The organism is uncultured Pseudacidovorax sp. (assembly GCF_913773995.1).
Lineage (GTDB): Bacteria > Pseudomonadota > Gammaproteobacteria > Burkholderiales > Burkholderiaceae_C > Xenophilus.
Window position 1 is genome coordinate 1 of record NZ_CAJYES010000011.1, and the last position, 25,387, is coordinate 25,387.

The window sequence follows — 25,387 nt, forward strand, 5'->3', positions numbered from 1 at the left end:
CCTGCTTCGTCATGAACCTGTACGACCGCGCCTTCCTGAACCGCGCGGCGCTGCGGGTGCTGGGCTTCGACCGCAACACGCCCAACCCCATCGGCAGCGTGCTGGAGAAGGACGCCGCCGGCAACCCGACCGGCCTGGTGGTCAACACCACCAGCCTGGGCGGGCTGGTGGCGCTGTTCGCGCGCGTGCCCAAGCTGTCGGACGAGGACCAGGCGCTGTCGACCCAGCTCTACATGCGCGAGATGAATCGCCTGGGCCTGACCAGCGTGGTCGATGCCGGCGGCGGTGGCCAGAACTACCCCGAGCACTACAGCGGCATCGCCCAACTCGCGGCCGAGCGCAGGATGACGCTGCGCATCTCGTACAACCTGTTCGCGCAGCGCCCGGGCCAGGAACTGGCCGACTACCAGGCCTGGTCGCAGCGCGTCGCGCCCGGCCAGGGCGACGACTGGCTGCGCATGGTGGGCGCGGGCGAGTACATCCTGTGGGCCGCCACCGACCCCGCCAACTTCGGCAAGAGCGTGACGCCCGCGCCGGCCATCATGGAGACCAAGCTCACCGAGGTGGCGACCTATCTGGTGGGCAAAGGCTGGCCCATCCGCATGCATGCCAGCTACGACAGCACCGCCACGCGCATCCTCGACGTGCTGGAGAAGGTCAACCGCGAGGTACCGATGAGGAACGTGCGCTGGGCGCTGGACCACTGCGAGACGCTGTCGCCGCGCTCCATGGAGCGCGTGGCCGCCATGGGCGGACGCATCGCCATCCAGAACCGCATGTCGCTCGACGGCGAGGTCTTCGCGCAGACCTGGGGCCGCGAGGCCGCGGCCGACGCGCCCGCCATCGGCCGCATGCGGGCGATGGGCCTGCCCGTGGCCTGCGGCACCGATTCGAGCCGCGCCACCAGCTACAACCCCTGGGTCTCGCTGCACTGGCTGGTGACCGGCAAGACGATGGGCGACACGCGCCTGAATGCCGACCGCAACCTGGTCAGCCGCGACGAGGCGCTGCGCATGTGGACGCTGGAAGGCGCCGCCCTCACCGGCGACGAGGCCCGCAAGGGCAGCATCCAGCCCGGCAAGCTGGCCGACTTCGCGCTGCTGTCGGACGACTACTTCGCCGTGCCCGAGGACGACATCCGCGACATCACCGCCGTGCTGACGGTGGTGGGGGGCACGGTGGTGCATGGCATCGGCACCTTCGCCGCACAGGCACCGGCCGTGGTCAAGCCCATGCCCGACTGGCTGCCGGTGAACGTGTACGGCGGCTACCAGCAGCGGCGCAAAAGCGGCATGGCGCAAGCGCCCGGTGGGGCGGCGATGCATGGCGCCGGTTGCTGCGCCGGGCCCGCGTCGGCACCGATCATCGTGGGCGACCGGGGCAACTGGCGCATGAGCTGCGGTTGCGCGGTGATCTAGACGCGCGATAGTGGCGGGATGAACATCCTCATCACCGGCGGCGCCGGCTTCCTCGGCACCCTGCTGGCGCGCCGCCTGCTGCAACGCGGCACCCTGTGCGGCCAGCCCATCGACACGCTCACCCTGGCCGACCTGCATCCGGTCGCCGATCCGGGCCTGCTGGCGGACCGGCGGGTCAAGCGCGATGCCGGCGACCTGCTGGAGCGGCTGGACAGCCTGATGGCGGGCAACCACGACGCCGTTTTCCACCTCGCCTCGGCCGTGTCGGGCGAATGCGAGGCCGACTTCGCGCTGGGTCTGCGCAGCAACCTCGAAGCCACGCGGCGCCTGCTGGAGGCCCTGCGCGCCCAGCAGGCGCGCACCGGCCAGGCGCCGCTGTTCTTCTTTGCCAGCTCGGTCGCCGTCTATGGCGACGACGAGGCCGTGCCGCTGCCGCCCGTTGTGCGCGACGACACCCTTCCCACGCCTCAGTCCAGCTACGGCATCCAGAAATTCATCTGCGAACAGCTGGTGGCCGACTACACCCGCAAGGGCTACATCGATGGTCGCGCCGCGCGACTGATGACCGTGTCGGTGCGGCCGGGCCGGCCCAACGGGGCGGCCTCGGGCTTCCTGTCGGGCATCGTGCGCGAGCCGCTGGCCGGTATCGACGCCATCTGCCCGGTGGACCCCTCCACCGCGGTCGCCCTGGCCTCGCCCGACACCACCATCGCAGGCATCCTGCGCGTGGCCGAGGCCAGCCGCGCCGAGTTCGGCGGGCGCACGGCGTTGAACCTGCCTGCCCTCAGCGTGACCGTGGCGGAGATGCTGCAGGCCCTGGAACGCAGCGCGGGCAAGGCGGTCGCTGCCCGCGTCACCGTCAAGCCTGATGCGGCGGTGGCCCGTATCGTGGGTGGCTGGCCTTCGCGGTTCGAGAGCGAGCGCGCGCGACGCCTGGGGCTGCAGGCGGATGCGAGCTTCGACGCCGTCATCGCGCAGTTCCGGGCGCTGGCGCGCTGAGCGCCGACTGCCCATTCCAGGCACGATGGGGCCATGAGCTTCACCCCGATGCGCCTGCCGCCCGGCACCGACCTGCGGCGCACGCTGGAGCAGCACGCCGCCGACCATGCCGATGGCCCGGCCCTCTTCGTCGTCGCCGGCATCGGCAGCCTGGACGGCGCCGTGCTGCGCCTGGCCGCCGCCGAACAGGAAACCCGCTGGACCGGGCCCTTCGAAATCCTCAGCCTCTCGGGCTCGCTCTCGCCCCAGGGCGCGCACCTGCACATGAGCGTGGCCGACGCGCAGGGGCGCGTGTGGGGCGGGCATGTGGGGTATGGGAATGCGGTGCGGACGACGGTGGAGCTGGTCGTGGCGGAGATGGTGGGGTGGCGGTTGGGGCGGGAGGTGGATGCGGCCACGGGGTATTTGGAATTGACCATCAGAGCGGCGAACGTCGTTCGACAAAGCTCAGGGCAATGACCGCTTCAGGCTGAATGAAGTCATTCGCGTTCGACGAACGGAACGACCATTTTGAGCATGATCGGCCAATCGACGGACGACCTGCTTTGCTCCATTGCGGCAACGCGCGCATACATAATTGAATGTAAGTGGCCACACTTACGAGCCAAGCAGGGGGACTCCATGAAAATTGTTCAGGTCAAGGTTGCGAACTTTCGAGGGATCGCACAGGGCACCGTTCACTTCGATGGACACAGCGTGCTCGTTGGCGACAACAACGCGGGCAAGTCCACGCTGCTTGAGGCAATTGACCTGGTGTTGGGCCCAGAGCGACTCTCTCGCCGACCGGTTGTCGACGAGCACGACTTCTACGCGGGCCAGTACCTTAGCGCCGAAGGGCAGCCGATCCTGCTGGGAGTCGAGGTGATCATCGCCGACCTCAATGAAGAGCAACTTCGGCACTTCCGCGAACACCTGGAATGGTGGGACACGAACGCGAAGACGCTTATGGCCGGCCCACCGGTCGAGGGCACCGACGCCGCCGGGGTCGGGCCTGCGCTGCGGGTCTTCTTCCGTGGCGCCTACGACGCGGAAGAAGACGACTTCCTCGGCAACACGTTCTTCGCGCTGCCCGCTCCGATCGGCGCCGGCGAGTACCAGACGTTTCGGGCATCCGACAAGCGCAAATGCGGCTTCCTCTACCTGCGAACAGTGCGCACCGGATCGCGTGCGCTCAGCCTAGAGCGCGGCTCGCTGCTCGATGTAATCCTGCGCCTTCAGGATTCGCGCCTCAAGATGTGGGAGGAACTGCTGGCTTCGCTGCGCGTCCTGCCAGTCGCCGACAAGCCTGAGCTCGGCGTCACCACGCTGCTGGCCTCAGTTCAGGCTTCGATCAAGAAGCTCGTCCCCTCGGACTGGGCCGAGGATCCGCACATGCGCGTCTCGGACCTCACACGCGAGACCTTACGCCGCACATTGACAGTCTTTATGGGCACGGGCGCTAGGCGCCCAGACGGCAGCAGCTACGCTGCGCCGTACCAGCATCAGGGCACGGGCACCATCAATACGCTGGTGCTCGCACTGCTTTCCATCATTGCCGAGCTCAAGCAGAACGTGATCTTCGCCATGGAGGAGCCTGAGACTGCGCTGCCTCCGCATACTCAGAAGCGCATCGTCAACAGCGTGCGCGAGAAGTCGGCACAGGCCCTTTTCACGTCGCACTCGCCATATGTACTCGAGGAGTTCGAGCCGACCCAGATCAAGGTACTCAAGCGCGCAAGCGGCTTGCTGACCTCCGTCCCTGCCGGCCTGCCGCCAACGATCAAGCCGAAGGCCTACAAGGCGGAGTTTCGAGCGCGCTTCTGTGAGGCGCTGCTTGCCAAGTACGTCCTCATAGTTGAGGGGCGCACAGAGTTCGACGCGCTGCCGACGGCCGCACGCACGCTCAGCAAGACCGCCCCACAGTTTTTCAAGTCACTCGAGGCGCTTGGCGTGGCGGTCATCGACGCCAAGACGGACTCGCAGGTCGCGCCGCTCGGCAACTTCTTCAGGGGGCTGGGCAAGACCGTCTTCGCGGTGTTCGATAAGCAGGACGAGACACAGTTATCCCTCATCCGTGCCGCCGTCGACTACCCGTTCGAATCGCACATGAAGGGATTCGAGTCGCTGGTGCTGCTGGGGACTCACGAGAACGCGATTCGACGGTACGCGCTGGGTGTGGTTGCAGACGGCGACTGGCCACAGCATTTGATGGCTGTGACGCCGAGGGCAGAGTCTGATCTAACAATACTGACAAGCGCGCTGTCGCAATACTTCGCCTGGGGCAAAGGCAGCGGCCAGGCGGCCGACCTGCTGGCGTCTTGTCGGGACTGGCAGGAGATGCCCAAGTACCTCACCGACTGCCTGCACACCATATTCCGGGTGATCGAGCCTCCGCCCCCAGTGCCGCCTGCACTTCCCACCGCCCCCGCCTCGGCCTGAAACCATGGTCTGGAGCCCGCAGAAGCTCGCCTTCCTGGCCAGTCCTGGACACGCGTTGGCACTCGCAGGCCCGGGAGCCGGCAAGACTCACGTAGCGCTTGTCAAAGCCCAGCAGCAGTTGGCCAACGGAAACCTGAAGCCGGGCCAGAAGGTACTATTCCTGAGCTTTGCTAGGCCGACGGTGGCGCGAATCGTCGAAAAGGCGGCGGAGCTCATCACGCCGGAGGAGCTCAAGCATCTCGAGATCACCACTTACCACGGGTTCGCATGGAGCATCCTGCGCAGCCACGGCTACCTGTTGAACACGGCTAAGCCCATCACACTGCTGCCGCCGCCAGAGGCCGCAGCCCACTTCGCAGACGTAGATGCCGGCGCTCGCGAGCAGGAGATGCTTCGCCTATTTGAGGAAGAGGGGCGGCTGCACTTCGACCTGTTCGCCCGGCTGGTCGCCCAACTCTTCCAGCGCAGTGTCCGGTTGGCGAGCATCTACTGCGACACCTATCCCATGGTGATCCTCGACGAGTTCCAGGACACCAATGCCGACGAGTGGGCGCTAATCCGCCAGTTGGGTCGACATAGCCGCCTGATTGCACTAGGTGACCCCGAGCAACGCATCTACGAATTCCGGGGTGCCGATCCCCGCCGCCTGGGTGAATTCGTCGAGGCGTTCCAGCCTGCGAGCTTCGATTTCTCGGGCGAGAACCACCGCAGCAACGGAACTGACATCACCGTCTTCGGCAACGATCTGTTGACCGATCGGAACCGCGGCAAGGAATACACGCATGTAAAGATCGTGCGCTACGGCTTCCGCAGGAACCAGAGCCCGCACTTCCGGGCGAAGGCTGAGGTCCTGGCCGCGCTCCGGCGCCTGCGCAACGAGTCAAACACTTCGGTGGCTGTCCTCGTTCCGTCCAAGGCATTCATGCTGCAGTTCTCGCAGTACTTGTCCTCAGACCTGGACGGCCTGCCCGCACTTCGGCACGATGTGGCGATGGATGCAGAGTCGCCGTCCCTGGCTGCAAACGTCATCGCAGTGCTGATGGAAGGAGGCTCTGCCGCTGCGCTGGCGTCGCGCCTAGTCGCCACGCTGCACACTCACATCCGTGGCCGTGGTGGAAACAAGGCTCCGGGGCAGGCGGAGATGGACCTCGCTGGCGCGATCGGCATCTACATGACGACGGGAAGGATCCGCGGCAAGAACAGGGAACTCGTTGTCAAAGAGTGCCAGAGGATCGCTGCCGAACGTGCGGATCTCAGGCTATCAGGAAACCCTGAGGAAGACTGGGCTGCCGTGCGAGAGTTGATCGCCACGTCTACCGCACCCCAAGTGGCCCGAGTGGCCGAGGACGCGCGCTTTCTCCGCCTGCTACACAGGGGCTCCGCGTTGCGCACGGCTCTCAGCGAGATGTGGAAGACTCGGGGCGACTATGTCGGTGCTGAGGCGGCGCTTCGCGATGCCCTGCTACAGGAGCATTTCGTTGCTGCACAGAAGGAATGGCGCGGCCTGCACGTGATGACCATCCACAAGGCCAAGGGGAAGGAGTTCGAGGAGGTCGTCATCTACGAGGGCACGTTCTCCGGGCGTATCGTGGCGGCGAACGCCGACGCCAGGCGTATCGCGCAGTCGCGGCTAGCGTTGCGCGTCGCGATCACAAGGGCCATCCGTCGCACGACGATCGTGACGCCCCAGCGAGATGGCTGCCAGTTCCTATAGCCTTGACCTCCGAAAACGCGGCGACCATGCTGAGGGGGCGCTTTCGCTCCCACACGGAATCGCTATCTTCCGAAGAGCCAGTTAGTGAAGTCCTCCATCCACCTTGCGTGCTCGACGCAATCGAAGTCAGCAACACTGGGATGCATTGGCGACGTCGGCGTGGGCTTGTGCGGATGGAAAAGGTGCCCGTCACTTAGTATGCAGTTTGGCAGCGTGTACTTGTGAAGTTCGTAGAGGCCATCAAAGCCATTTGAAACGTCCACGTTTTGCTCGATGATTTTCGAGAGCGGCTCCCAAGTTGGGAGGCCATCGGCCCCCTTCAAAATAGACCTCAATAATGTGGCCTTGATTTCCGCAGCGTTCTCGAGGCTGAATTCAAAGTTGGTCTTCTCAAGAATCCTTCGCACAACTTCAGCGGGATTGAGTTCTGCGTCAGCCGGCACTAGGACTGAGGTCAGGAGCTCGAACACAGCGCTGCGTGATCCAGCTCGAATCATTTCTAGGACGCGCCCTCGAATCCCTTCGTGAATGCCGTCCAGCGAGTCATCTTTCGGCGCATAGTTGACCATGCATGCGAGCGGGGCGTCCAAGCAGATGCGCGAGATCAGCGCCATGATGTGGCCGGCGTGGACGATGTCTTCGATTAGCGTCAGGTTTGCGCAGCGGTGAAAGCAAACTGTGTACTCGAGAAACCCCGCATCGTAGAAGAACTTCAGAGTGTCCTCCGTCAGCGCTCTCAGGAGCTTCTCTGTATCGATGCTTTGGAACTTCTGGGTCTTGCTGAAAATGTGCGCCAAAAATAGTTCATTGATTACCGCATTGCTTTCAAGCATCGCGGGCACCGAAAACGGGGCACGCGCAAAGACTGCCTTTGTGGCGGGATCGAAGAATGTGGCCCCAATCAGAAGGTATTCATCTGTTGAGCCTTCCGAAACCCTCGCATTGCCATAGTAGGGGCGATAGCCCCATGGCCTGGGCCATTTTCCTGACGCATTTTTCGCGTGCATTCTTTCTCGATCGATCTCGTCAAACTCTTCCCTTAGATTGACCGGAGCAGGCGATAGTGGGTCCGCGTGCTCTCCCTTTTTTTCAAAGTGCGCCACCGCCATGACGAGTTTGTTGACGAGCGTCAGTCCGTAGACAGTAGTCGTCAGATCAAGAAAATGCGTGTACTCGTGGTAGGCCGTGCGGTATAGATCATGGATACGCTGCACCCTATCCTGCAAGTCGTCTCCAGGCGAGATGCCATAGATGTCCTGTGAGCTATAGCCCCCGAGGCGCACTATCTGATCGACGTAACTGAACGTGCCTACTTCTCGCTTGTTGGGAAGGGTTAGGTTACCGCGCTTCACAGGAGACCTTCCAATGGGGCTAGCTTATCGCTAAGCACTTCGTAACTGGGCATTTCGCTTCGATGATTGCCAATGTAGCGAAAGCTGCCATTCGGTGCAGTTCTATGGCAGTCCGCTCTCGCTGCAAAGCCGCCGCTGAAGACGGAAGGCGTGGACACCGGCCCCGGTGTCCCGCCCGAATACCAGGCACGGGTCTTCGACCGCTTCTTTCGTGTGCCAGGCGGCAACACGGACGGCAGCGGGCTGGGCCTGGCGATTGCGCAGGCCGCCGCCTCTCGCTGCGGCATGACGCTGAGCCTGCGCAATCGCGAAGACCGCAGCGGCCTGGTGGCGCGGCTTGAGCAGGAAGGCGCTGGCGCCATGCTCGGTGAGCTCAAGAACCGCCGCGCCGGCGTACCTGCCCAGCCGGGCATTTGACAGAGCGCAAATCGCGTTCCTGAAGGACGCGCACGATGGCGACATCCCTTCTTCGTCGAAGGGATGCGTCCGTTCCGCCTTGTGCGCCGACGCGGCGAGACGCTCGTGCCGTCGGCGCGTGCGAGACGCGCAACCATGTCGACCCTACCCCGATCCATCCTCGTCCACCTCGACAGCTCGCCGCACGGCGCCGCGCGGCTGAGACTCTCGGCGGAGCTCGCGCAGGCCTTCGATGCGCACTGCCATGCGCTCCCGTGCATCCTCAGCGCGTACGAGCGCTACCCCTACGCCATGGATTTCACCGGTGCGGCGCTGTCGTCGCTCCAGACCCTGGATCGGGAGGCGCTCGACCGGGCCCGGACGACCTTCGACACCGTGGCCGCCGACTCGGACCGCATCAGCTGGCTGTCGCCGCGCGGCAGCACGCCCTGGGCCTTCGCGCAGTGCGCGCTGTTCCACGACCTGGTGGTGCTGGGTCAGCGCGATCCGTCCGATCCGCAGGTGGACGAGGTTTCCGCCGGCTTTGCCAGCGCCGTGATGATCGCGAGCGGCAAGCCCACGCTGATGGTGCCGTGGGCGGGCCGCTTCGACATCCTGGGCCGGCGCGTGCTGGTGGCCTGGCGGCCGACGCGGGAGTGCGCCAGGGCCGTCTCAGCGGCCATCCCTTGGATGCGGCTTGCGCGGGGCGTCGACCTGGTGTCGTATTCGGACGCCGCCCTGCAGGGGCTGGCGCCGTTGAAGGAGCTCCTGCAACAGCACGGCATCGACGCCGTTGTGCATGACGGCGGGCGCGAGCACGGCGACGCGGCCGAGCGGCTGCTGTCGCTCGCTGCGGATCTGGGCTCCGGGCTGCTGGTCATGGGTTGCTGGGGCCACAGTCGCGTTCACGAGTGGGCGACGGGCGGCATGACACGCAGCGTGCTGGCGTCGATGACCGTGCCGGTGTTGATGGTGCACTGACGGGCGACTCACGCCGGGCGCAGGCGCCGGCTCCGTGCAGCCTGCGTCTACCCTCGCGGCAGCGCGCCCAGGCGGGCCGACAGCGCCCTGGCCTGCCGCGCCGTCGCGCCCTTGCCCGTGATCGCCACCGCCGGCGCATGCGCCAGCATGCCCTCGAACACGGCGCGCACTTCATGGGCACCGATGTCCTCGATCAGCGCCAGCGCCTCGTCCATGGGCATCACGGTGCCGGTGGCCAGCAGCTCTTCCACCGCCTGCTCCATCGTGCCGTAGGTGCGTTCGGCGGTGCGCACGCGCGACACGGTCAGCTGGTTGCGGGCGCGCTCCAGGTGCACCGGGTCGATGGCAGCCGCATGCGCGCGCAGCAGATCGCCGGTGGCCGCGACCAGCGCGTCCAGCTTGTCCGGCGTGGTCACGGCACTGACCACGAAGTTGGCCCAGCGGTCGCCCTTGTCGATGCTGGCGTCCACGGTGTAGGCCAGGCCCAGCTTCTCGCGGATGGTGTCCGACAGCGGGGACGACATGCCGTTGCCGAGCAGGTTGGCGGCCAGCTGGGCCGTGAGGCGCCAGCGTGTCTGCGCCACCGCCTTCGGGTCCGAGGGCGCGATGGGATAGGCGATGTTCACGAACACCTGCGACACCTGCGTGAAGCGCCGCGCCAGGGCCTGGCCGACGTAGGCGGCAGGCGCAGGCGCCTGCGTCGCTGGTGCAGCGGGTGACGCCGGCATGGCGCCGAAGAGTTCTTCCGCCAGCGCCATCCAGCCTTCGACGTCGAAGTGGCCGGCGGCGGCCACGACGGTCTTGCCGGCCACGTAATGCGCCTGCACATGGCGCACGAGATCGTCACGGCGGAAGCCTTCGATGTTCTCCAGGGTGCCGATCACCGGCATGCCCATCGGGGCATCACCCCAGATCGCGCGGTCAAGCAGGTCGTCGGCGCTGTCCTGGGGGTCCTCGTCGTACTCGATCGCCTCCTGCCGGATCACCTCCAGCTCGCGCTGCAGTTCGTCTTCGGGAAAGGTGCTGTTGAGCACGATGTCCGCCGTCATGCGAAGCAGGTCGTTCGCATGCCGGCCCAGGCCGGTCATGAAGTAGGCGGTGCTGTCCTTGCCGGTGAAGGCGTTGACGTCGGCGCCCAGGCGCTCGGCGTCGAGGTTGATGGCCTGCACGGAACGCGTGGCCGTGCCCTTGAAGGCCATGTGCTCCAGCACATGGCTGATGCCGTTGGTGGCCGGCGTCTCATCGCGCGAACCAACGCGCAGGAAGACGCCGACGCTGGCGCTTTGCACCTGCGGCATGGGCACGGCGAGCAGGCGCACGCCGTTGGGCAAGGTGCGAAGGACGGCAACCGCGTGCGAGCCGGAGATCGACGCCATCGTTCAGCGGTTCTGCGGTGGCTGCGGCTGCACGCCGATGCCGTACAGCGCCAGCAGGCCGACCATGTGGCCGACGGAGACGCCCGGCTCGCCGGACTCGATGCGGCCGATGGTCTGCACGTGCACGCCCAGGCGCGCGGCCGCAGCGGCCTGGCCTTCGCCGGCGGCCAGCCGCGCCGCCTTGGCGGCGGCGCCGAGGGCCTGGATGGTTTGGAGGGCGTCGTCGCCGATGTCGGTGGAAATGCGCTTGCCTTGGGCCATCCCGGGATTGTCGTCGGCCACGCGATGGCCCCGGGCGCCTGAGGTCAGCTCGACGCCGCGCCTGCGTTGACGAACTGACGGTCAGCCGCCAGCCTTGTCGACCTGATCATCGTTGGTCGAGGCCCGCGTGCCCTTGAGATGCATCTCGACGTCGGGCGCCTTGTCGCCAACGGCGGACACGGCCTCCTTCAGCTGTGCGGCGGTCACGTCGAACTTGCGCTCCCACTTCTGAAGGGATTCCTGGGAGTTCACGTCGATGCGCTCGATGCCGTCGCCGCGGGTGGAGTCGGTGGATGGGGTCATGGTGAGGGTCTCCAATAAAAAACAGCGGGTCATGTTGGAGTGCGCGTTGCGGCTCGCCTGTAGGCTGTTGCCGCTCACAGTCGCGGGCGATGCCGGCCTTCACACCAGTGGTTCAGAGAGAAGCGTCGTCCGACAGACCCGGGCGTTCCGGACTGAGCCCAGCCTCCCGTCAGCCGATCATCCATCCCGGCGCTCAGGCGCTGTCTCCCTCGTCCGACGTCCACTTCAAGGCGCCGATGCCCCAATCGCATGGCGCCGGCAGCCCGGCGCTGCGGCCCCCGAACCCGCGGGCTGTGTCGACCAGGGAAACGCATGGACCTCCATCTCGAACAGAAGCGCGTACTCGTGACCGGCGGCAGTTCCGGCCTTGGCGCTGCCATCGTCAAGGCGTTCGCGGACGCCGGCGCTCGCGTGGCCATCAACTACCGCTCCAAGCCAGACGCAGCGGAGGCGCTGGCCGATGCCTGCCGTCACACGGCGGCCGGTCGGCCGATCACGGTGCATGCCGACATCGCCGACGCGCAGGCCGTGGACGGCATGTTCGAGGCGCTCGACCAGGCGTGGAGCGGCATCGATGTCCTGGTCAACAACGCCGGCATCGACGGCGAGCATGCCCTGGCCTGGGAAGCCGATGCGCAGGCCTGGGGCCGCGTGATCGACGTCAACCTCAAGGGCGCCTTCCTGTGCGCGCACCATGCGCTGCGTCGCATGGTGCCGCAGAAGTCGGGCGTGATCCTCAACACGACCAGCGTGCACGAGACCATCGCCTGGAGCGGCTACAGCGCCTACTGCGCGAGCAAGGCCGGCCTCACGATGATGGGCCGTACCTTGGCGCAGGAGGCCGCACCGCACGGCGTGCGCGTGCTCAGCCTGGCGCCCGGCGCCATCCGGACGCCCATCAACCGCGATGTGTGGGAGAACCCTGCAAGCCACGCCGACCTGCTGCGCAAGATTCCTCTTGGACGCATGGGCGAGCCGGAGGACATCGCCGACATGGCGGTGGTGCTTGCATCGCATGCGGCGCGCTACATGACCGGCACCACCGTGTTCGTGGACGGTGGCATGACCGACTACCCCGACTTCGCACACGGCGGATGAACGCGCCGCGTCCAACCCCTCTCCCTCGCACCGCGGTGACCGAGGGCGAAGGTGCCGTGCCCGCCGCGCCCTCGCGCCGGATCGAGGACTATGCCCTCATCGGCAACATGCTGTCGGCCGCGCTGGTCGGGCGAGACGGCTCCATGGACTGGCTGTGCCTGCCGCGTTTCGACTCGCCCGCCTGCTTCGCCGCCCTGTTGGGCGATGAGCGTCATGGCCGCTGGCGAGTGGCACCTGCGGCCAGCGAGGTCCAGGTAAGCCGGCGCTACCTGGCCGATTCGGCGGTGCTGGAGACACGCTTTCAGACCGCCACCGGCGTGGTCACGCTCACCGACTTCATGCCGCGCAATGATGAGGACCCAGCGCATGTCGATGTGGTGCGCATCGTGGCGGGTGTCGAAGGCGAAGTGGAGATGCAGTTTGATCTCACGGTCCGTTTCGCCCACGGTTGCACGGTGCCCTGGGTGCAGCGCAAGGACTATGGCCTCGGCATGGTCGCGGGCCCGGACGCCATCGAGCTGCATGCCGACCTGCCGCTGGAGGGGCACGGCATGAGCACCCGGGCGCGCTTCACCGTGCGCGCCGGTGACCGCGTCCCGATGACGCTGGCCTACCACCCCTCCAACCGCCGGCCGCACTTCGTGGAGGACCGGGACGAATCGCTGGAGCGCACGGTGCTCTGGTGGCACGACTGGGTGAGCCGCGCCACCCTGCCGCCGATGCCGCCAGCCTGGCGCAGCGCCGTGGTGCGCTCGCTCATCACCCTCAAGCTGCTGACCTATGCGCCGACCGGCGCCATCGTCGCGGCGCCGACCACCTCCTTGCCCGAGGCCATCGGCGGCCCGCGAAACTGGGACTACCGCTATTGCTGGGTGCGCGATTCCGCCCTCACCCTGTACGCATTGCTCAATGCCGGCTACCGCGAGGAGGCACAGCACTGGCGCCAGTGGCTGATGCGCGCCGTGGCCGGCTCGCCGAACCAGCTGCAGATCATGTACGGTATCGGCGGCGAACGCTGGTTGCCCGAATACGAGCTGCCCTGGCTGCCCGGCTTCGAGGGAAGCCGCCCGGTGCGCGTGGGCAACGGCGCAGCGGGCCAGATGCAGATCGACGTCTATGGCGAGCTCATGGACACGCTGCACGCCGCACGCTGCGCCGAGCTTCAGCCCAATGCCGAAGGCTGGTCGATGCAGAAGTCGCTGCTCGCGCATCTGGAGACGGTCTGGCGCGAGCCGGACCAGGGCATCTGGGAAACACGTGGCCCGGCCCGCGCGTACACCCACTCGCGCCTGATGGCCTGGGTGGCCTTCGACCGCGCGGTGGCTGCGGTGGAACACCATGGCCGGGACGGCCCGGTCGAGCACTGGCGGGAGGTGCGCGATGCCATCCATGCCGACATCTGCGCGCACGGCTTCGACCCGAAGCTCGGCACCTTTGTGCAGTACTACGGCGGGCAGAGTCTGGATGCGGGCCTGCTGCTGATGCCCCAGGTGGGCTTTCTGCCGGCCACGGACCCGCGCGTGGCCGGCACCATCGCCGCCGTTGAGCTCGGGCTGATGAAGGACGGGCTGGTCCAGCGCTACTCCACCGGCGCCACCGACGATGGCGTGGGTGGTCGGGAAGGCGCCTTTCTGGCGTGCAGCTTCTGGCTGGCCGATGCCTATGTGCTGGCCGGGCGGCACCGCGATGCAGCCGCGCTCTTCGACCGGCTGCTGGCGCTGTGCAATGACGTCGGCCTTCTCTCGGAGGAATACGACATGCAGGCCGGCCGGCAACTGGGCAACTTTCCGCAGGCCTTCTCCCACATCGGGCTGATCAACACGGCGCACAACCTGGCGACCGCGCAGGGGCCGGCGCGGCAGCGCGCCGCGCGGTCGGCACCGGGAGGCCGTGCTTAGAAGGTGTGAGTGAATCCGGCGTGGCCGAGCGGGCTGCGAAAACGCGGCCAATCAAGGCGCAAAGCGCAGCCATAGCTCGGGCTATGGTGAGCATTTGCAACGCCGAGTGGGCGTGTTTTGGCAGGACGAGCGGACATGGCGGGTTCGCTCGCACCTTCTCAGTAGACGCCGTCGAAGTCCTCGCGCCCGCGCCGGTAGTTGACGTTGGTCAGCGCCGAGTCGCGGTTGACGAGCACTCGGCTGAACAGGGGGTGACGGGTGCTGCGCACCTCGTGCTCGACCTGGAAAAGACGACGGCCGTCCACGGGATCGCAGATCCATTCGAAGCGCCACTCGTGGGGAGCCTCGTCCCGCGTGAGGAGGCCATGCTCGCGCAACCAGGCATGCGGGCTGGCGAAGTCCGCCAGATAGATTAGGAAGTGGTGGCCGTCGTATTCGGCCGGCGGCGCGTCACGCTCGGTGAAGCGCAGGGTCTGGAACAGGCCGGCGCGCACGATGGCCTGGCGGCCGTTCACTTGCGCGGGGGCCTCCATCACCTGGCTGTAGAAGCGCGCGATGCCCTCCGCGGTGCCCGGCGGCACGTCGAAGTCGATGTAGACCAGGCCGAGCTGCACGCCATCGAAGGCGTCGGAGGGGGCATGGCACCGAACCCGGGTGCCCCAGGGGCAGTGCAGGTCGATGCAGTCGGGCCCGTCCGTGGCGTCGAACTGCAGGGCGCGGCCGGGTGCCACACGCTGCATCTCTGCCTGGGCGAAGCCGAGGCGTGCCCGCATGGCGTTTAGGTCCGGTACCACGAAGCCCAGCGTGCCTCGCAGCAGCTGAGACCGGGGCGCCGCGCCGCGGCTGGGCAGGTGCACCTGCGTGCGGCCGAAGTTGACCCACATGTTGTCCAGGCCCGTGAACAGGTAGGGGTCGCGCGTGCCGCCCAGCGCGGTCACGTAGAAGAGCGTGGCCAGGCGCTGGTCGTCCACGGTGGCGTTGTAGTGCTCCAGCAGCACGATGTTGCCAATGCTGTCGGCGGCGCGGTCGGGGGCGCGGTCGGGGGCGCGGTCGGGGGCGGTCATCGTCGTGTTCTCAGTCGTCATGTGCCGGATGGGCGAAGCGGTGTTCGGGCAGGCCGGGCACGTCCACATCGATGGCCAGCACCGAGCCGGCCAGCGGTTCACGCAGCAGCTGCGCGCGATCCAGGAACTTGCGGGCGGTGGTGATGAACAGAGTGCGTCGCTCGTGGCCGCCCAGGCAGACGCAGGTGGGATTGCTGACCGGCAGCTCGACCACGCGGTCGACCTTGCCGTCGGGCGTGAAGCGGATGACCTTGCCGGCCGCGAAGATCGCGTTCCAGACATGTCCTTGGGCGTCGACGCAGGCGCCGTCGGGCCGCCAGCGTTGCGCGCCATGGTCGACGAAGACGCGGCGGTTCGTGGCCGTGCCGGCGGCCGCGTCGAAGTCGAACTGCCAGGTCGTGAATCGGCGCGTGTCCGAGAAGTACAGTCGCCGCTGGTCGGGCGAGAAGGCCATGGTGTTCGACACGATCACGTCGCCGAACTGCCGGTGCACGGTGCCGTCGGCGTCGACGCGGTAGAACGCGCCGTGCGGTCGGTGCAGCTGGTTGTCCATGGTGCCCACCCAGAAGCGGCCCTGCGCGTCGCAGCGGCCGTCGTTGAGCCGGTTGTCCAGGGCGGCGTCTTCCACCTGGCAGAGCGGCTGCAGTTCTCCGCGGCCCATGTGGAACAGGTACAGCCCCAGGTCGATGCCCAACAGCACCACGGACGGATCGCGCGTCAGCGCGAGCGAGCCGACGAAGCGCTGCGTGAAGGCGTGGCTGTCGTGGCGGCCGCTCTCCGGATGAAAGCGCTGCAGCCTCCCGCCATCGATGTCCAGCCACAGCAGGGATTGCGTCGCTTCGCACCACAGGGGCGACTCGCCCAGGAGGTCGTGGGCAGGAACGATGCAGCGGATGTCGGTGCTCATGCAGGGCTCCATCTCAGGGGTTCATCGTGCGGCGCGCACGGTCTTGCGCGCTGGCGGCGGCGGCTTGTCGCCCACATTGCCCCAGGTGCCCAGGTTGGCCGACTTCAGCAGGGGGGAGGCGGCGCCGGTGGCGGCCAGTTCGTTCGCCGCGGCCAGCAGGGCCGGGCCGAAGCGGTTCATCTTGGCCGTGCTCAGCCGCAGCGACGGACCGGCGATCACCAGCACGCCGGTGGCCGCTTCGCCCTGCCGCTGGACGGGCGCCGCCATCGAGCTCATGCCGGGCGCATACACGTCCTGGATGATGCTGAAGCCGCGCTTGCGATGCTCGTCGAGCATCTTGAGCAGTGCCCGTACCGAGGTGGGTGCATTGGGACCGAAGTTGCGCGGCGTGCCCAGGCCCTGACGGCTCACATGCCCGATGGCCAGGTCCTCCGGCAGCGTCATCAGCCAGGCATGGCCGGCCGCGCTGCAGGACAGCCGCAGGTCGATGCCCATGTCGGGGTCATAGAGCAGGCCCGAGCGCGCGCCCTGCGCCTTGGCGATGAGCGTCAGGCGCTCGCCGTCCACGATGGCGAGGCGGACCAGCTCCTCGGTGCTGCGGGCCAGCCGGTCGATCACCGGCTGGGCGATGTCCACCACGCCGGACTTGCCGATGAAGTTCAGCCCCATGGCGGGCAGCCGCGTGGTGAGTGCGTAGTCGCCACGGGGCGTCTGCCGCACATAGCCGAAGCGCACCAGTTCCTGCAGCGTGCGATGGCAGCCACTGCGCAACTGGTTGAGCTCGGTCGCGATCTGGCCGAGGCTGACGCCGTCGGGATGGTCGACGAGGTATTCGAGGATGGCCAATGATTTTTCGAGGGCGCCGCTCATGCCACTCCTTCCGTGGAAGCCATTCAAATTTTGAATCTTATCGCCAAGTTGAATGGCATTCACAACTCTGGCAGCATCGGGCCCAATTTTATGAACACGGGTTGGAGACGAGCCATGAAGCAAGCGATGGATGGGGCGGCTGAAGCGCGGCTGCGACGGTGCGGCGCGGGCCCGCAGGTCTGCTGAGGGCGCGGCAATGGCAATGCTTGGCAATGCGGCATTGGCGATGTGGTGGGACATGGCCCCGGCAATGCGACCGGACTTCGAGGACTGGCATGCGCACGAACATTTTCCGGAGCGCCTGGGCATCCCGGGCTTCCGACGGGCCAGCCGCTGGTCCTGCGCGGAAGGGGGCGAAGGCGTGTTCGTGCTCTACGAGCTCGAGGACTTCTCGGTGCTCTCGTCGCCGGGCTATGCAGCGCGGCTGAATGCGCCCACGCCGTGGTCCACACGCATGATGCCGCACCACCGCCGCATGGTGCGCAGCCAGTGTCGCGTGCTGGGCAGCGAGGGCGCGGTCACGGCGCGCCAGCTGCTCACGGTGCGGCTCTCGCCCGCGCCAGGTCAGGAGGCCGCGCTGCGTGACGCGTTGGGCCGCCTGGGTCGGGAGCTTCGCCTGCGTCCGGGCCTGGTCGGCCTGCACCTGATCCGTCATGAGGCGCCACCGATTGCGCCCACCGAGGAGCAGCGCATGCGCGGCCTGGCCGACCGCTTTGCCGACTGGGTCCTGATCGCCTGCGGCTACGACGCACAGGCCGTGCAGGCGCTGGCACAGGCCGAGTTGTGCGCAGACGCGCTGCAGGCCCTGGGCGCGCAGGAAGGTGCGGTTCACCAGCGCTTCGCCCTGGCCTATTCGGCCACACCTGGAGACGTGCGATGAGCGTCGCGCGCTGCGCCCGACCATCGCCCGGGGCTGCGCATGGCCCCGTCCTTCTGCCATCGACGACCCGTCGGCACCATGGCCTGGGACGCTGAATTCGACTTCGTCGTGGTCGGCGCCGGCAGCGCCGGTTGCGTGCTGGCCGACCGCCTCACCGAGGATGGCCGGCACCGCGTTCTTCTGATCGAGGCGGGTCCGCCCGACCGCAGCCCCTTCATCCACGTGCCCGCGGGCTTCCTGCGCCTCATCGACCACCCGCAGCTGAGCTGGCGCTACCGGATGGCCGCCGACCCCGAACTCGGTGGCCGCGAGATCCCGCTGCCGCAGGGCCGCATGCTGGGCGGCACCGGCTCGATGAACGGCATGCTGTACGTGCGCACCTCGCCCGAGGAGCACCGCCGCTGGCTGGCGATGGGCTGCGCCGGCTGGAGCCATGAAGAAGCCCTGGCCTGCTACGCGCGTATCGAGGCGACGCTGCCCGACACGGCCGGGCCTCCGCTGCCCGTGAGCGAGTTCATGGAGACCCATGCACTCAGCGCCGCCTTTCTAGCGGCCTGCGGCGAAGCGGGCATGCGGGTGCAGCCGAGCGTGAATGGCCCGGAGCGAGAAGGCGCGGCGCCCTTCCAGCAGAACCGCCATGGCCGCTTCCGCCGTGGCCCGGCCCAGACCTATCTGCGCCGTGCGCGGCGCCGGCCCAACCTGCGCGTCATGACCGGAGCGCTGGCACAGCAGGTGCTGTTCGAGGGCACACGCGCCGTCGGCGTGCAGGTGCAGCAGCAGGGCCGCGTCCAGCAGCTGCGGGCGCGGCGCGAGGTGATCGTGGCCTGCGGCGCGATCCGCTCGCCGCACCTGCTGCAGCTGTCGGGCATCGGCCCGGCGGAGCTGTTGCGCACGCTGGGCGTGCCGGTCGTGGCCGACCGACCTGCCGTGGGCGATAACCTGCGCGACCACTACTCGGTTCGGCTGACCCAGCGCGTGCGCGGTATCCGCACGCTGAACGAGCGCACCCATGGCCTGGCGATGCTGGGAGAGCTGGCGCGCTACGTCGTGCAGGGCCGGGGACTGCTCACGCTGGGCGCCAGCACCTGCGCCGCCTTTGCGCGCAGCGATGCCGGACAGTCCTTCCCCGATCTGCAGCTGAGCTTCGCGCCGGCCAGCTTCGAGCCGGGCACCTATCGGCTCGAACAGGCGCCGGGCATGACCATCAATGTCTACCAGTCCCTGCCCGAAAGCCGCGGCACCGTCCGGGCGCGCTCGCGCGACGCGGCGCAGCCGCCGCACATCGCGGCCCGTTACCTGAGCCATGAGGCGGACCGTGCGGCCGTGGTCGCCGGACTGCGGCTCGGACGCCGTCTGTTCGGCATGCCGGCGCTGCGGCAATGGGGCATCCAGGAGACGCTGCCCGGCCCCGCCGTGGACGACGACGCGGCCCTGCTGCGCTATGCCCTCGACCGCGGCGTCTCGGGCTACCACCTCGTCGGCACCTGCCGCATGGGCGGCGACGAGGACTCGGTCGTCGATCCGCAGCTGCGGGTGCGTGGCACCCAGGGTTTGCGGGTCGTCGATGCCTCGGTCATGCCCACCTGCACCTCGGGCAATTCGAACGCGCCGACGCTGATGGTGGCCGAACGCGGCGCAGCGATGGTGCTGGCCGCGCACCGGGCCTGACCCTGCGCCTTCTTTTCCCTTCCCAACCAGAACAGGAGACCTCCGTGAAGCTCATTCAACTGATCCGTGCGGCCGCGATCACGCTGGCCTGTGCGGCGACCGCCCATGCCCAGTCACCGACGCCGATCACGCTGCGCTTTGGCCATGTGGTACAGCCGGGCCATCCGATCTCGCTGGGCGCGCAGAAGCTCGCCGAGATCCTCAACACGCGCAGCAACGGCCGCATCAAGCTGATGGAACTGGGCGGCGGCTCCATCGGTGGCGAGGCCCAGCAGCTCAGCGCCGTGCAGGGCGGTGTGCAGGACATCACCCTGCCCTCCGCCACCATCATGGGCGGGGTGATCAAGGAGTTCACGCTGCTGGACATTCCTTTTTCCTTCAACAGCGCGCAGCAGGTCGATGCGCTGCTGCAGGGGCCCTTCGGCCAGCTGCTGATGAGCCGCCTGCCCGACAAGGGCATGGTCGGCCTGGACTTCTGGGAGACGGGCTTTCGCAACTTCACCAACAGCCGCAAGCCCATCGTCAACGTCGAGGATCTGAAGGGCCTGAAGCTGCGCGTCATTCCCAACCCGCTGTTCCTCGACAGCTTCGCGGCCCTGGGCACCAACCCGGCGCCCATGCCCTTCCCCGAGCTGTATGGCGCGCTGGAGTCCCGTGCCATGGACGCGCAGGAAAACCCCTTCTCGGTGGTGCTGACCAGCAAGTTTTACGAGGTGCAGAAGTACCTGAGCGTGACCAACCATGTCTACACCGCCAACCCTGTGGTGATCAGCCGCAAGACCTGGGAGAAGCTCTCGCCCGCCGACCAGCAGCTCGTCAAGGCGGCCGTGCAGGAAGCGGGCGCCTTCCAGCGCCAGACCAGCCGCGAGGCCTCCACCGTGGCCCGCAAGGAGCTGGAGTCGAAGATGCAGGTCAACGACGTGCCGCCCACCACGCTGGCGCGCATGCGCGAGCTGACCAAGCCCGTGGGCGAGAAGTTCGCCGCCTCCTACGACCAGAGCGTCGTCAAGGTCTACCGCGCGGAGCTCGATAAGGTCCACGCCAGCGTCAAGTGAGTGCCACTTCCATGGCCGCAACAGCGCTGTGCATTCCGGACCTTCGGGGCCAGGTGGCGCTGGTGACCGGCGCCAGCCTGGGCATCGGCGCGGCCGTGGCGCGCGCCTGCGGCGCCCAGGGCATGCGGGTGGCGGTGCACTTCCACAGCTCGCGCGGTCCCGCCGAGGCGGTGGCCGCCGGCATCGAGTCCGCCGGTGGACAGGCGCTGCTGGTGCAGGGCGATGTGCGCGACCCCGCGGCGATTGCGCGTTGCGTGGCCGAGGTGGAGGCCGCCTTCGGCGACATCGCGGTGCTGGTCAACAACGCGGGCAGCATGGTGGCGCGGATGCCGCTGGCGGACCAGTCGGACGCCTTCTTCGACGAGGTCATGCACACCAACGGCCGTTCGGTGGTGGCCTTCACGCGCGCGGTGCTGCCTGGCATGCGGCGGCGCGGCGGTGGCAGTGTGGTGAGCACGATCTCGGTGTCGGCGCGCAGCGGCGGCACGGCCGGTGCGTCGCTCTATGCGGCGTCGAAGGGCTTCGTGAGCACGCTCACGCGCTCGCTGGCCCGTGAGCTGGCCGCCGACCGCATCCGCGTGAATGCAGTGGCACCCGGCGTGATCCAGACGCCGCTGCAGGACAAGTTCTCGACGCCCGAGATGCTTCGGGGCTTCGCGGCCGGCATCCCGCTCGGCCGCATCGGCACGCCGGAGGATTGCGTGGGCGCCTACCTGTACCTCGCCTCGGAGGCGCTGTCGGGCTACATGACCGGGCAGGTGCTCGAAGTGAACGGCGGGCAGCTGATGCCCTGAGCAGCGATCAGCCCATCGTCATCAGGCTGGCATTGCCGCCCGCGGCGGCGGTGTTGACGCTCAGCGAACGCTCGCTGAGCAACGCCGCGAGCACCGTGTCGGCTTCGGCCAGCGGCCAGGGATCCAGCGCGACGATGGGCCCTTGGCGCTCGGCCAGCTGTCGGGCCACGACCAGCCGCTGTGCGGCGTCGCCCTCGTGGATGACCCGTTCGAGCGCTGGGCCGTCCCCGCCCAACGGATCAGCCACGAGCGTCACATGGGACTGCACGCTTGAGGGAAGACGGGCAAGCAGTGAGGCCGTCGACGGGCCTTCGGGCCACACGGTGCGGCTTCCGGCGGCCAGCACGGCTGCGAGTTGTGTCAGACGCGAGGGGTCGTCCTGCGCCAGGCACAGCACCTCGGTCCGCGGATGGAGAGCGTAGCGGTTGCGCTCGCCCGTCGGGCCGTCGAGCAGCCAGGCCGTGGTGCGCAGCATGGCTTCGTGCAAGTGCGCGCAATGCTCGGCGAGCTGCGCGTCGCCTGTGCTGCGGGCCCAGTCCTGCAGGGCCCGCAGCGGCGCGCGGTCCGCCGCGGTCATGTCGTCGGCCTTGGCGGTTGGCAGCGCGGAAGCGATGGCGCCGGCCAGGAAGCCGCGCGGTCGCCGCGCCAGCAGCCGGTACAGGTACAGCGGTCCGCCGGCCTTGGGCCCGGTGCCCGACAGGCCTTCGCCGCCGAAGGGCTGCACGCCCACCACGGCGCCGACCATGTTGCGGTTGACATAGACATTGCCCACCGGCGCTGCCTGCACCACACGCTCGATGGTCTCGTCGATGCGGGTGTGCAGACCCAGGGTGAGGCCGTAGCCTGTCGCGGCGATCTGCGCGAGCAACCCGTCAAGGTCGCCGCGGCGCCAGCGCAGCAGGTGCAGCACCGGGCCGAAGACCTCGCGCTGCAGCTCGGCCAGGCTGTCGATCTCGATCAGCGTCGGTGGCACGAAGGTGCCGCGTTCCGTGGCGCCGGTGCTCGCGCGCCCCACGCGGTGCACGCGGCGTCCGCGTGCCTGCATGGCCTGCACATGGGCCTCGATGCCGGCCTGCGCTTCGGCGTCGATGACCGGGCCGACATCGGTGTCCAGACGCGCGGGGTCGCCCAGTTTCAGCTCGGCCATGGCGCCGCGCAGCATGTGCAGCAGTGCGTCGGCCGACTCCTCCTGCACGCACAGTACGCGCAGGGCCGAGCAGCGCTGGCCGGCGCTGTCGAAGGCCGAGGCGAGCACGTCGGCCACCACCTGCTCGGTGAGCGCGGAGGAGTCCACGATCATGGCGTTCTGCCCGCCCGTCTCGGCGATGAGCGGCACGGGCGCGCCATGGGCGCCCAGCCGTTGCGCCAGGCTGCGCTGCAGCAGCCTCGCCACCTCGGTGGAACCGGTGAACATCACGCCCTGCACGCGCGGGTCGGCCACCAGGGCGGCGCCCACGGTTGCCCCATCGCCGGGCAGCAACTGCAACGCCGCGCGGGGGATGCCGCCCTCGTACAACAAGCGCACGGCCTCGGCTGCGATCAGCGGCGTCTGCTCGGCGGGCTTGGCGAGCACCGGGTTGCCGGCCGCGAGTGCCGCGGCGATCTGGCCGGTGAAGATGGCCAGCGGGAAGTTCCAGGGGCTGATGCACACCACGGGGCCCAGCGGCGCGTGATCGGTGCCTTGCAGGGCGCGGCGCGCCTGGCTGGCATAGAAGCGCAGGAAGTCGATGGCCTCGCGCACTTCGGCGATGCCGTTGGCGAAGGTCTTGCCCGCCTCGCGGGAGAGCAGTGCGACCAGTTGCGGCATGCGGGCCTGCATGCAGTCGGCCGCACGTTCGAGCGAAGTGGCGCGTTCTGCGGCCGGCGAGTCGGCCCAAGGGCCGGCGAAGTCGTGCGCTGCGGCCAGCGCGGCTGCCACGTCGTCGGGCGTGGCGGGACGCACGGTGCCGACGATGTCGTCATGCCGGGCAGGGTTGCGCACGGGCACGGGCGCGGAGATCGCGTTGGTCATCGTCGCCAAAGGATCAGCGGTCGAAGGATCTGCCATTGGCGCTCCCGCCGTCTGCGGCCCAGCTGCGACCATGGGCGCGGCCTGCCAGTCGACGCGCCTGCTCTCTGCGACGGCGGCTTCCAGCACGGCCAGTTGCGCGTCGTCCGCCAGGTCCATGCCCCGCGAATTGGCGCGCGCCTCGCCGTACAGCCGCAGCGGATGCGCGATGGCCGGGTGCGGGGCGCCCGCCCTGCCCTCCTCGGCCGCCTGCCGGTCCACCGCAGCGACCGGGTCTTCCACCAGCGCTTCGATGGGGAGCAGCCGGTCGGCGATCCGATGCACGAAGGAGGTGTTGGCGCCGTTCTCCAGCAGGCGGCGCACCAGGTAGGCCAGCAGCGTCTCGTGCGTGCCCACGGGCGCATAGATGCGGCAGGGCCGGCCCAGCCGGCCGTCTTCGGTGCGGCCCACCACCTGTTCGTACAGCGGCTCACCCATGCCGTGCAGGCACTGGAATTCGTACTGGCCCGGCTGCCAGCGGGACGGATCGGCCATCGTGTAAATGGCCGCCAGCGTGTGGGCGTTGTGGGTGGCGAACTGCGGGTACACCTGCGCGGGCGCGGCCAGCAGCCTGCGCGCGCAGGCCAGGTAGGCCACGTCGGTGTGCGCCTTGCGGGTGTAGACCGGAAAGCCGTCCTGCCCGTCCATCTGGGCGCGCTTGATCTCGCTGTCCCAGTAGGCGCCCTTGACCAGGCGCACCATCAGCCGGTGGCCGCTGCGCGCAGCCAGGTCGATGAGGAAGTCGACGACGAAGGGGCAGCGCTTTTGATAAGCCTGCACCACGAAGCCGAGGCCGTTCCACCCCGCCAGCGCCGGCTCGAAGCACAGGCGTTCCAGCAGGTCGAGCGACAATTCCAGACGGTCGGCCTCTTCGGCGTCGATGTTGAGGCCGATGTCGTGCTGCCGGGCCAGGGCGGTCAGGTGGCGCAGCACTGGATACAGCTCGTTCATCACCCGCGATTTCTGCGCCCGGCTGTAGCGCGGATGCAGGGCCGAGAGCTTGATCGAGATGCCCGGCCCGTCGATGGGCCCGCGGCCGGCGGAGGCCCGGCCGATGGCGTGGATGGCCTCTTCGTAGGCGCGGCGGTAGCGCTCGGCATCCTCGGCGGTCATGGCGGCTTCGCCCAGCATGTCGTAGGAATGACGAAAGCCCTGCGCCTCCAGCGGGCGGGCCTTGGTCAGCGCCTCGCCGATGGTCTGGCCGGTGACGAACTGCTCGCCCATCATGCGCATGGCCAGGTCCACGCCCTTGCGGATCAGCGGCTCGCCGCCCTTGGCCACCAGCCGGCCGAGCTGGGCCGACAGCCGCGTCTCGCTGTGCGTGGCCACCAGACGGCCCGTGAGCAGCAGGCCCCAGGTGGCGGCGTTCACGAACAACGAGGGGCTGCGGCCGAGGTGGGCCTGCCATTCGCCCTGGGCGATCTTGTCGCGGATCAGGGCATCGCGGGTGGCCGCATCGGGAATGCGCAGCAGCGCCTCGGCCAGGCACATCAGGGCGACGCCCTCCTGCGAGGACAGGGTGTATTCCTGCAGCAGGCCCTGCACCAGGCCGCTGCGGCCGCTGCCCGTGCCGCGCTCGCGCAGGTGCTGCGCCAGGCGGCAGGCGAGTTCGTGGGTGGCGCGGGCCTGGGCGGGCGACAGGCGGGCCTCGCCGAGCAATGCCTGGACCGCCGTGGCCTCGTTCTGTCGGCAGGCCCCGGCAACGGCATGACGCAGCCGCGGTGCCATGGTGGCTGCATCGGTGGCGCCGCTGCCGGCATGGTGTTCAGCGGGGTCGGCAAGGGTCGGTCGAGGCGTAGCGAGGGCAGTCATGGCAGTCCCGTAGATGTGCGCTGGGTTAGCGGATGCCTGAATAATCCCTAAGACTTCGCCGAATATTCGTTCGAAT

21 protein-coding genes are annotated in these 25,387 nt (G+C 68.2%); 13 read left to right on the forward strand and 8 right to left on the reverse strand.

The window, feature by feature from the left end; all coding sequences use genetic code 11:
- From QZ772_RS00815 to QZ772_RS00835, 5 genes are all read left to right on the forward strand, one after another.
- Positions 1–1,418: amidohydrolase family protein (locus QZ772_RS00815; RefSeq protein ID WP_295522074.1), on the forward strand; the 1,418-nt coding region annotated here is incomplete at its 5' end.
- Between the two features lie 18 nt (positions 1,419–1,436).
- Entirely contained in the window at positions 1,437–2,417 is a 981-nt protein-coding gene (gene denD / locus QZ772_RS00820; protein WP_295522077.1) for a D-erythronate dehydrogenase, read from the forward strand.
- 33 nt (positions 2,418–2,450) lie between these two features.
- The gene (locus QZ772_RS00825) at positions 2,451–2,876 is read left to right on the forward strand and encodes a PPC domain-containing DNA-binding protein (protein ID WP_295522080.1); all 426 of its coding nucleotides are present in this window, start codon (positions 2,451–2,453) and stop codon (positions 2,874–2,876) included.
- A gap of 162 nt (positions 2,877–3,038) precedes the next feature.
- A complete protein-coding gene (locus QZ772_RS00830; protein WP_295522083.1) occupies positions 3,039–4,835 on the forward strand; it encodes an AAA family ATPase in 1,797 nt (598 codons plus the stop codon).
- Between the two features lie 4 nt (positions 4,836–4,839).
- Complete coding sequence (locus tag QZ772_RS00835; protein WP_295522086.1) at positions 4,840–6,549, forward strand: ATP-dependent helicase; 1,710 nt, start codon at positions 4,840–4,842, stop codon at positions 6,547–6,549.
- 62 nt (positions 6,550–6,611) lie between these two features.
- On the opposite strand, the gene QZ772_RS00840 is transcribed toward QZ772_RS00835, so the two are convergent.
- A complete protein-coding gene (locus QZ772_RS00840; RefSeq protein ID WP_295522088.1) occupies positions 6,612–7,901 on the reverse strand; it encodes a hypothetical protein in 1,290 nt (429 codons plus the stop codon).
- Positions 7,902–8,051: 150 nt separating this feature from the next.
- On the opposite strand from QZ772_RS00840, the gene QZ772_RS00845 reads away from it, so the two are divergent.
- Together QZ772_RS00845 and QZ772_RS00850 are read left to right on the forward strand one after the other, a co-directional pair.
- A complete protein-coding gene (locus QZ772_RS00845; protein WP_295522091.1) occupies positions 8,052–8,318 on the forward strand; it encodes an ATP-binding protein in 267 nt (88 codons plus the stop codon).
- A gap of 135 nt (positions 8,319–8,453) precedes the next feature.
- Positions 8,454–9,278 (forward strand): universal stress protein, encoded by an 825-nt coding sequence (locus tag QZ772_RS00850; RefSeq protein ID WP_295522094.1) that lies wholly within the window; start codon positions 8,454–8,456, stop codon positions 9,276–9,278.
- 47 nt (positions 9,279–9,325) lie between these two features.
- On the opposite strand, the gene QZ772_RS00855 is transcribed toward QZ772_RS00850, so the two are convergent.
- From QZ772_RS00855 to QZ772_RS00865, 3 genes are all read right to left on the reverse strand, one after another.
- A complete protein-coding gene (locus QZ772_RS00855; protein WP_295522096.1) occupies positions 9,326–10,654 on the reverse strand; it encodes a pitrilysin family protein in 1,329 nt (442 codons plus the stop codon).
- A gap of 3 nt (positions 10,655–10,657) precedes the next feature.
- On the reverse strand, positions 10,658–10,915 hold the full coding sequence (locus tag QZ772_RS00860; RefSeq protein ID WP_295522099.1) for a helix-turn-helix transcriptional regulator: 258 nt from the start codon (positions 10,913–10,915) through the stop codon (positions 10,658–10,660).
- An 81-nt stretch (positions 10,916–10,996) separates the two neighbouring features.
- A complete protein-coding gene (locus QZ772_RS00865) occupies positions 10,997–11,218 on the reverse strand; it encodes a DUF3606 domain-containing protein (protein WP_295522102.1) in 222 nt (73 codons plus the stop codon).
- A gap of 312 nt (positions 11,219–11,530) precedes the next feature.
- Between QZ772_RS00865 and fabG the strand changes: the two genes are divergently transcribed.
- Positions 11,531–12,316, forward strand: a complete 786-nt coding sequence (fabG, locus tag QZ772_RS00870; protein ID WP_295522105.1) for a 3-oxoacyl-ACP reductase FabG — start codon at positions 11,531–11,533, stop codon at positions 12,314–12,316.
- 35 nt (positions 12,317–12,351) lie between these two features.
- Complete coding sequence (locus tag QZ772_RS00875) at positions 12,352–14,214, forward strand: glycoside hydrolase family 15 protein (protein ID WP_295522107.1); 1,863 nt, start codon at positions 12,352–12,354, stop codon at positions 14,212–14,214.
- A gap of 158 nt (positions 14,215–14,372) precedes the next feature.
- Here QZ772_RS00875 and QZ772_RS00880 read toward each other — a convergent pair whose 3' ends face one another.
- The 3 genes from QZ772_RS00880 to QZ772_RS00890 are packed head-to-tail and all read right to left on the reverse strand — an operon-like array spanning position 14,373 to position 17,055.
- Positions 14,373–15,278, reverse strand: coding sequence for a glyoxalase/bleomycin resistance/dioxygenase family protein (locus QZ772_RS00880; RefSeq protein WP_295522109.1), 906 nt, complete (start codon positions 15,276–15,278; stop codon positions 14,373–14,375).
- A gap of 10 nt (positions 15,279–15,288) precedes the next feature.
- Positions 15,289–16,185 (reverse strand): SMP-30/gluconolactonase/LRE family protein, encoded by an 897-nt coding sequence (locus QZ772_RS00885; protein WP_295522112.1) that lies wholly within the window; start codon positions 16,183–16,185, stop codon positions 15,289–15,291.
- Positions 16,186–16,206: 21 nt separating this feature from the next.
- The gene (locus QZ772_RS00890) at positions 16,207–17,055 is read right to left on the reverse strand and encodes an IclR family transcriptional regulator (protein WP_295522115.1); all 849 of its coding nucleotides are present in this window, start codon (positions 17,053–17,055) and stop codon (positions 16,207–16,209) included.
- Positions 17,056–17,251: 196 nt separating this feature from the next.
- Between QZ772_RS00890 and QZ772_RS00895 the strand changes: the two genes are divergently transcribed.
- From QZ772_RS00895 to QZ772_RS00910, 4 genes are all read left to right on the forward strand, one after another.
- Positions 17,252–17,935: a hypothetical protein gene (locus QZ772_RS00895; RefSeq protein WP_295522117.1), complete on the forward strand. Its 684-nt coding sequence runs from the start codon at positions 17,252–17,254 to the stop codon at positions 17,933–17,935.
- 78 nt (positions 17,936–18,013) lie between these two features.
- Positions 18,014–19,603, forward strand: a complete 1,590-nt coding sequence (locus QZ772_RS00900) for a GMC family oxidoreductase N-terminal domain-containing protein (RefSeq protein WP_295522120.1) — start codon at positions 18,014–18,016, stop codon at positions 19,601–19,603.
- A gap of 44 nt (positions 19,604–19,647) precedes the next feature.
- Complete coding sequence (locus QZ772_RS00905) at positions 19,648–20,658, forward strand: TRAP transporter substrate-binding protein (RefSeq protein ID WP_295522123.1); 1,011 nt, start codon at positions 19,648–19,650, stop codon at positions 20,656–20,658.
- 32 nt (positions 20,659–20,690) lie between these two features.
- Complete coding sequence (locus QZ772_RS00910) at positions 20,691–21,452, forward strand: glucose 1-dehydrogenase (RefSeq protein WP_295522212.1); 762 nt, start codon at positions 20,691–20,693, stop codon at positions 21,450–21,452.
- 7 nt (positions 21,453–21,459) lie between these two features.
- Here QZ772_RS00910 and putA read toward each other — a convergent pair whose 3' ends face one another.
- Positions 21,460–25,227: a trifunctional transcriptional regulator/proline dehydrogenase/L-glutamate gamma-semialdehyde dehydrogenase gene (gene putA, locus QZ772_RS00915; protein WP_295522215.1), complete on the reverse strand. Its 3,768-nt coding sequence runs from the start codon at positions 25,225–25,227 to the stop codon at positions 21,460–21,462.
- Positions 25,228–25,387 lie beyond the last annotated feature (160 nt).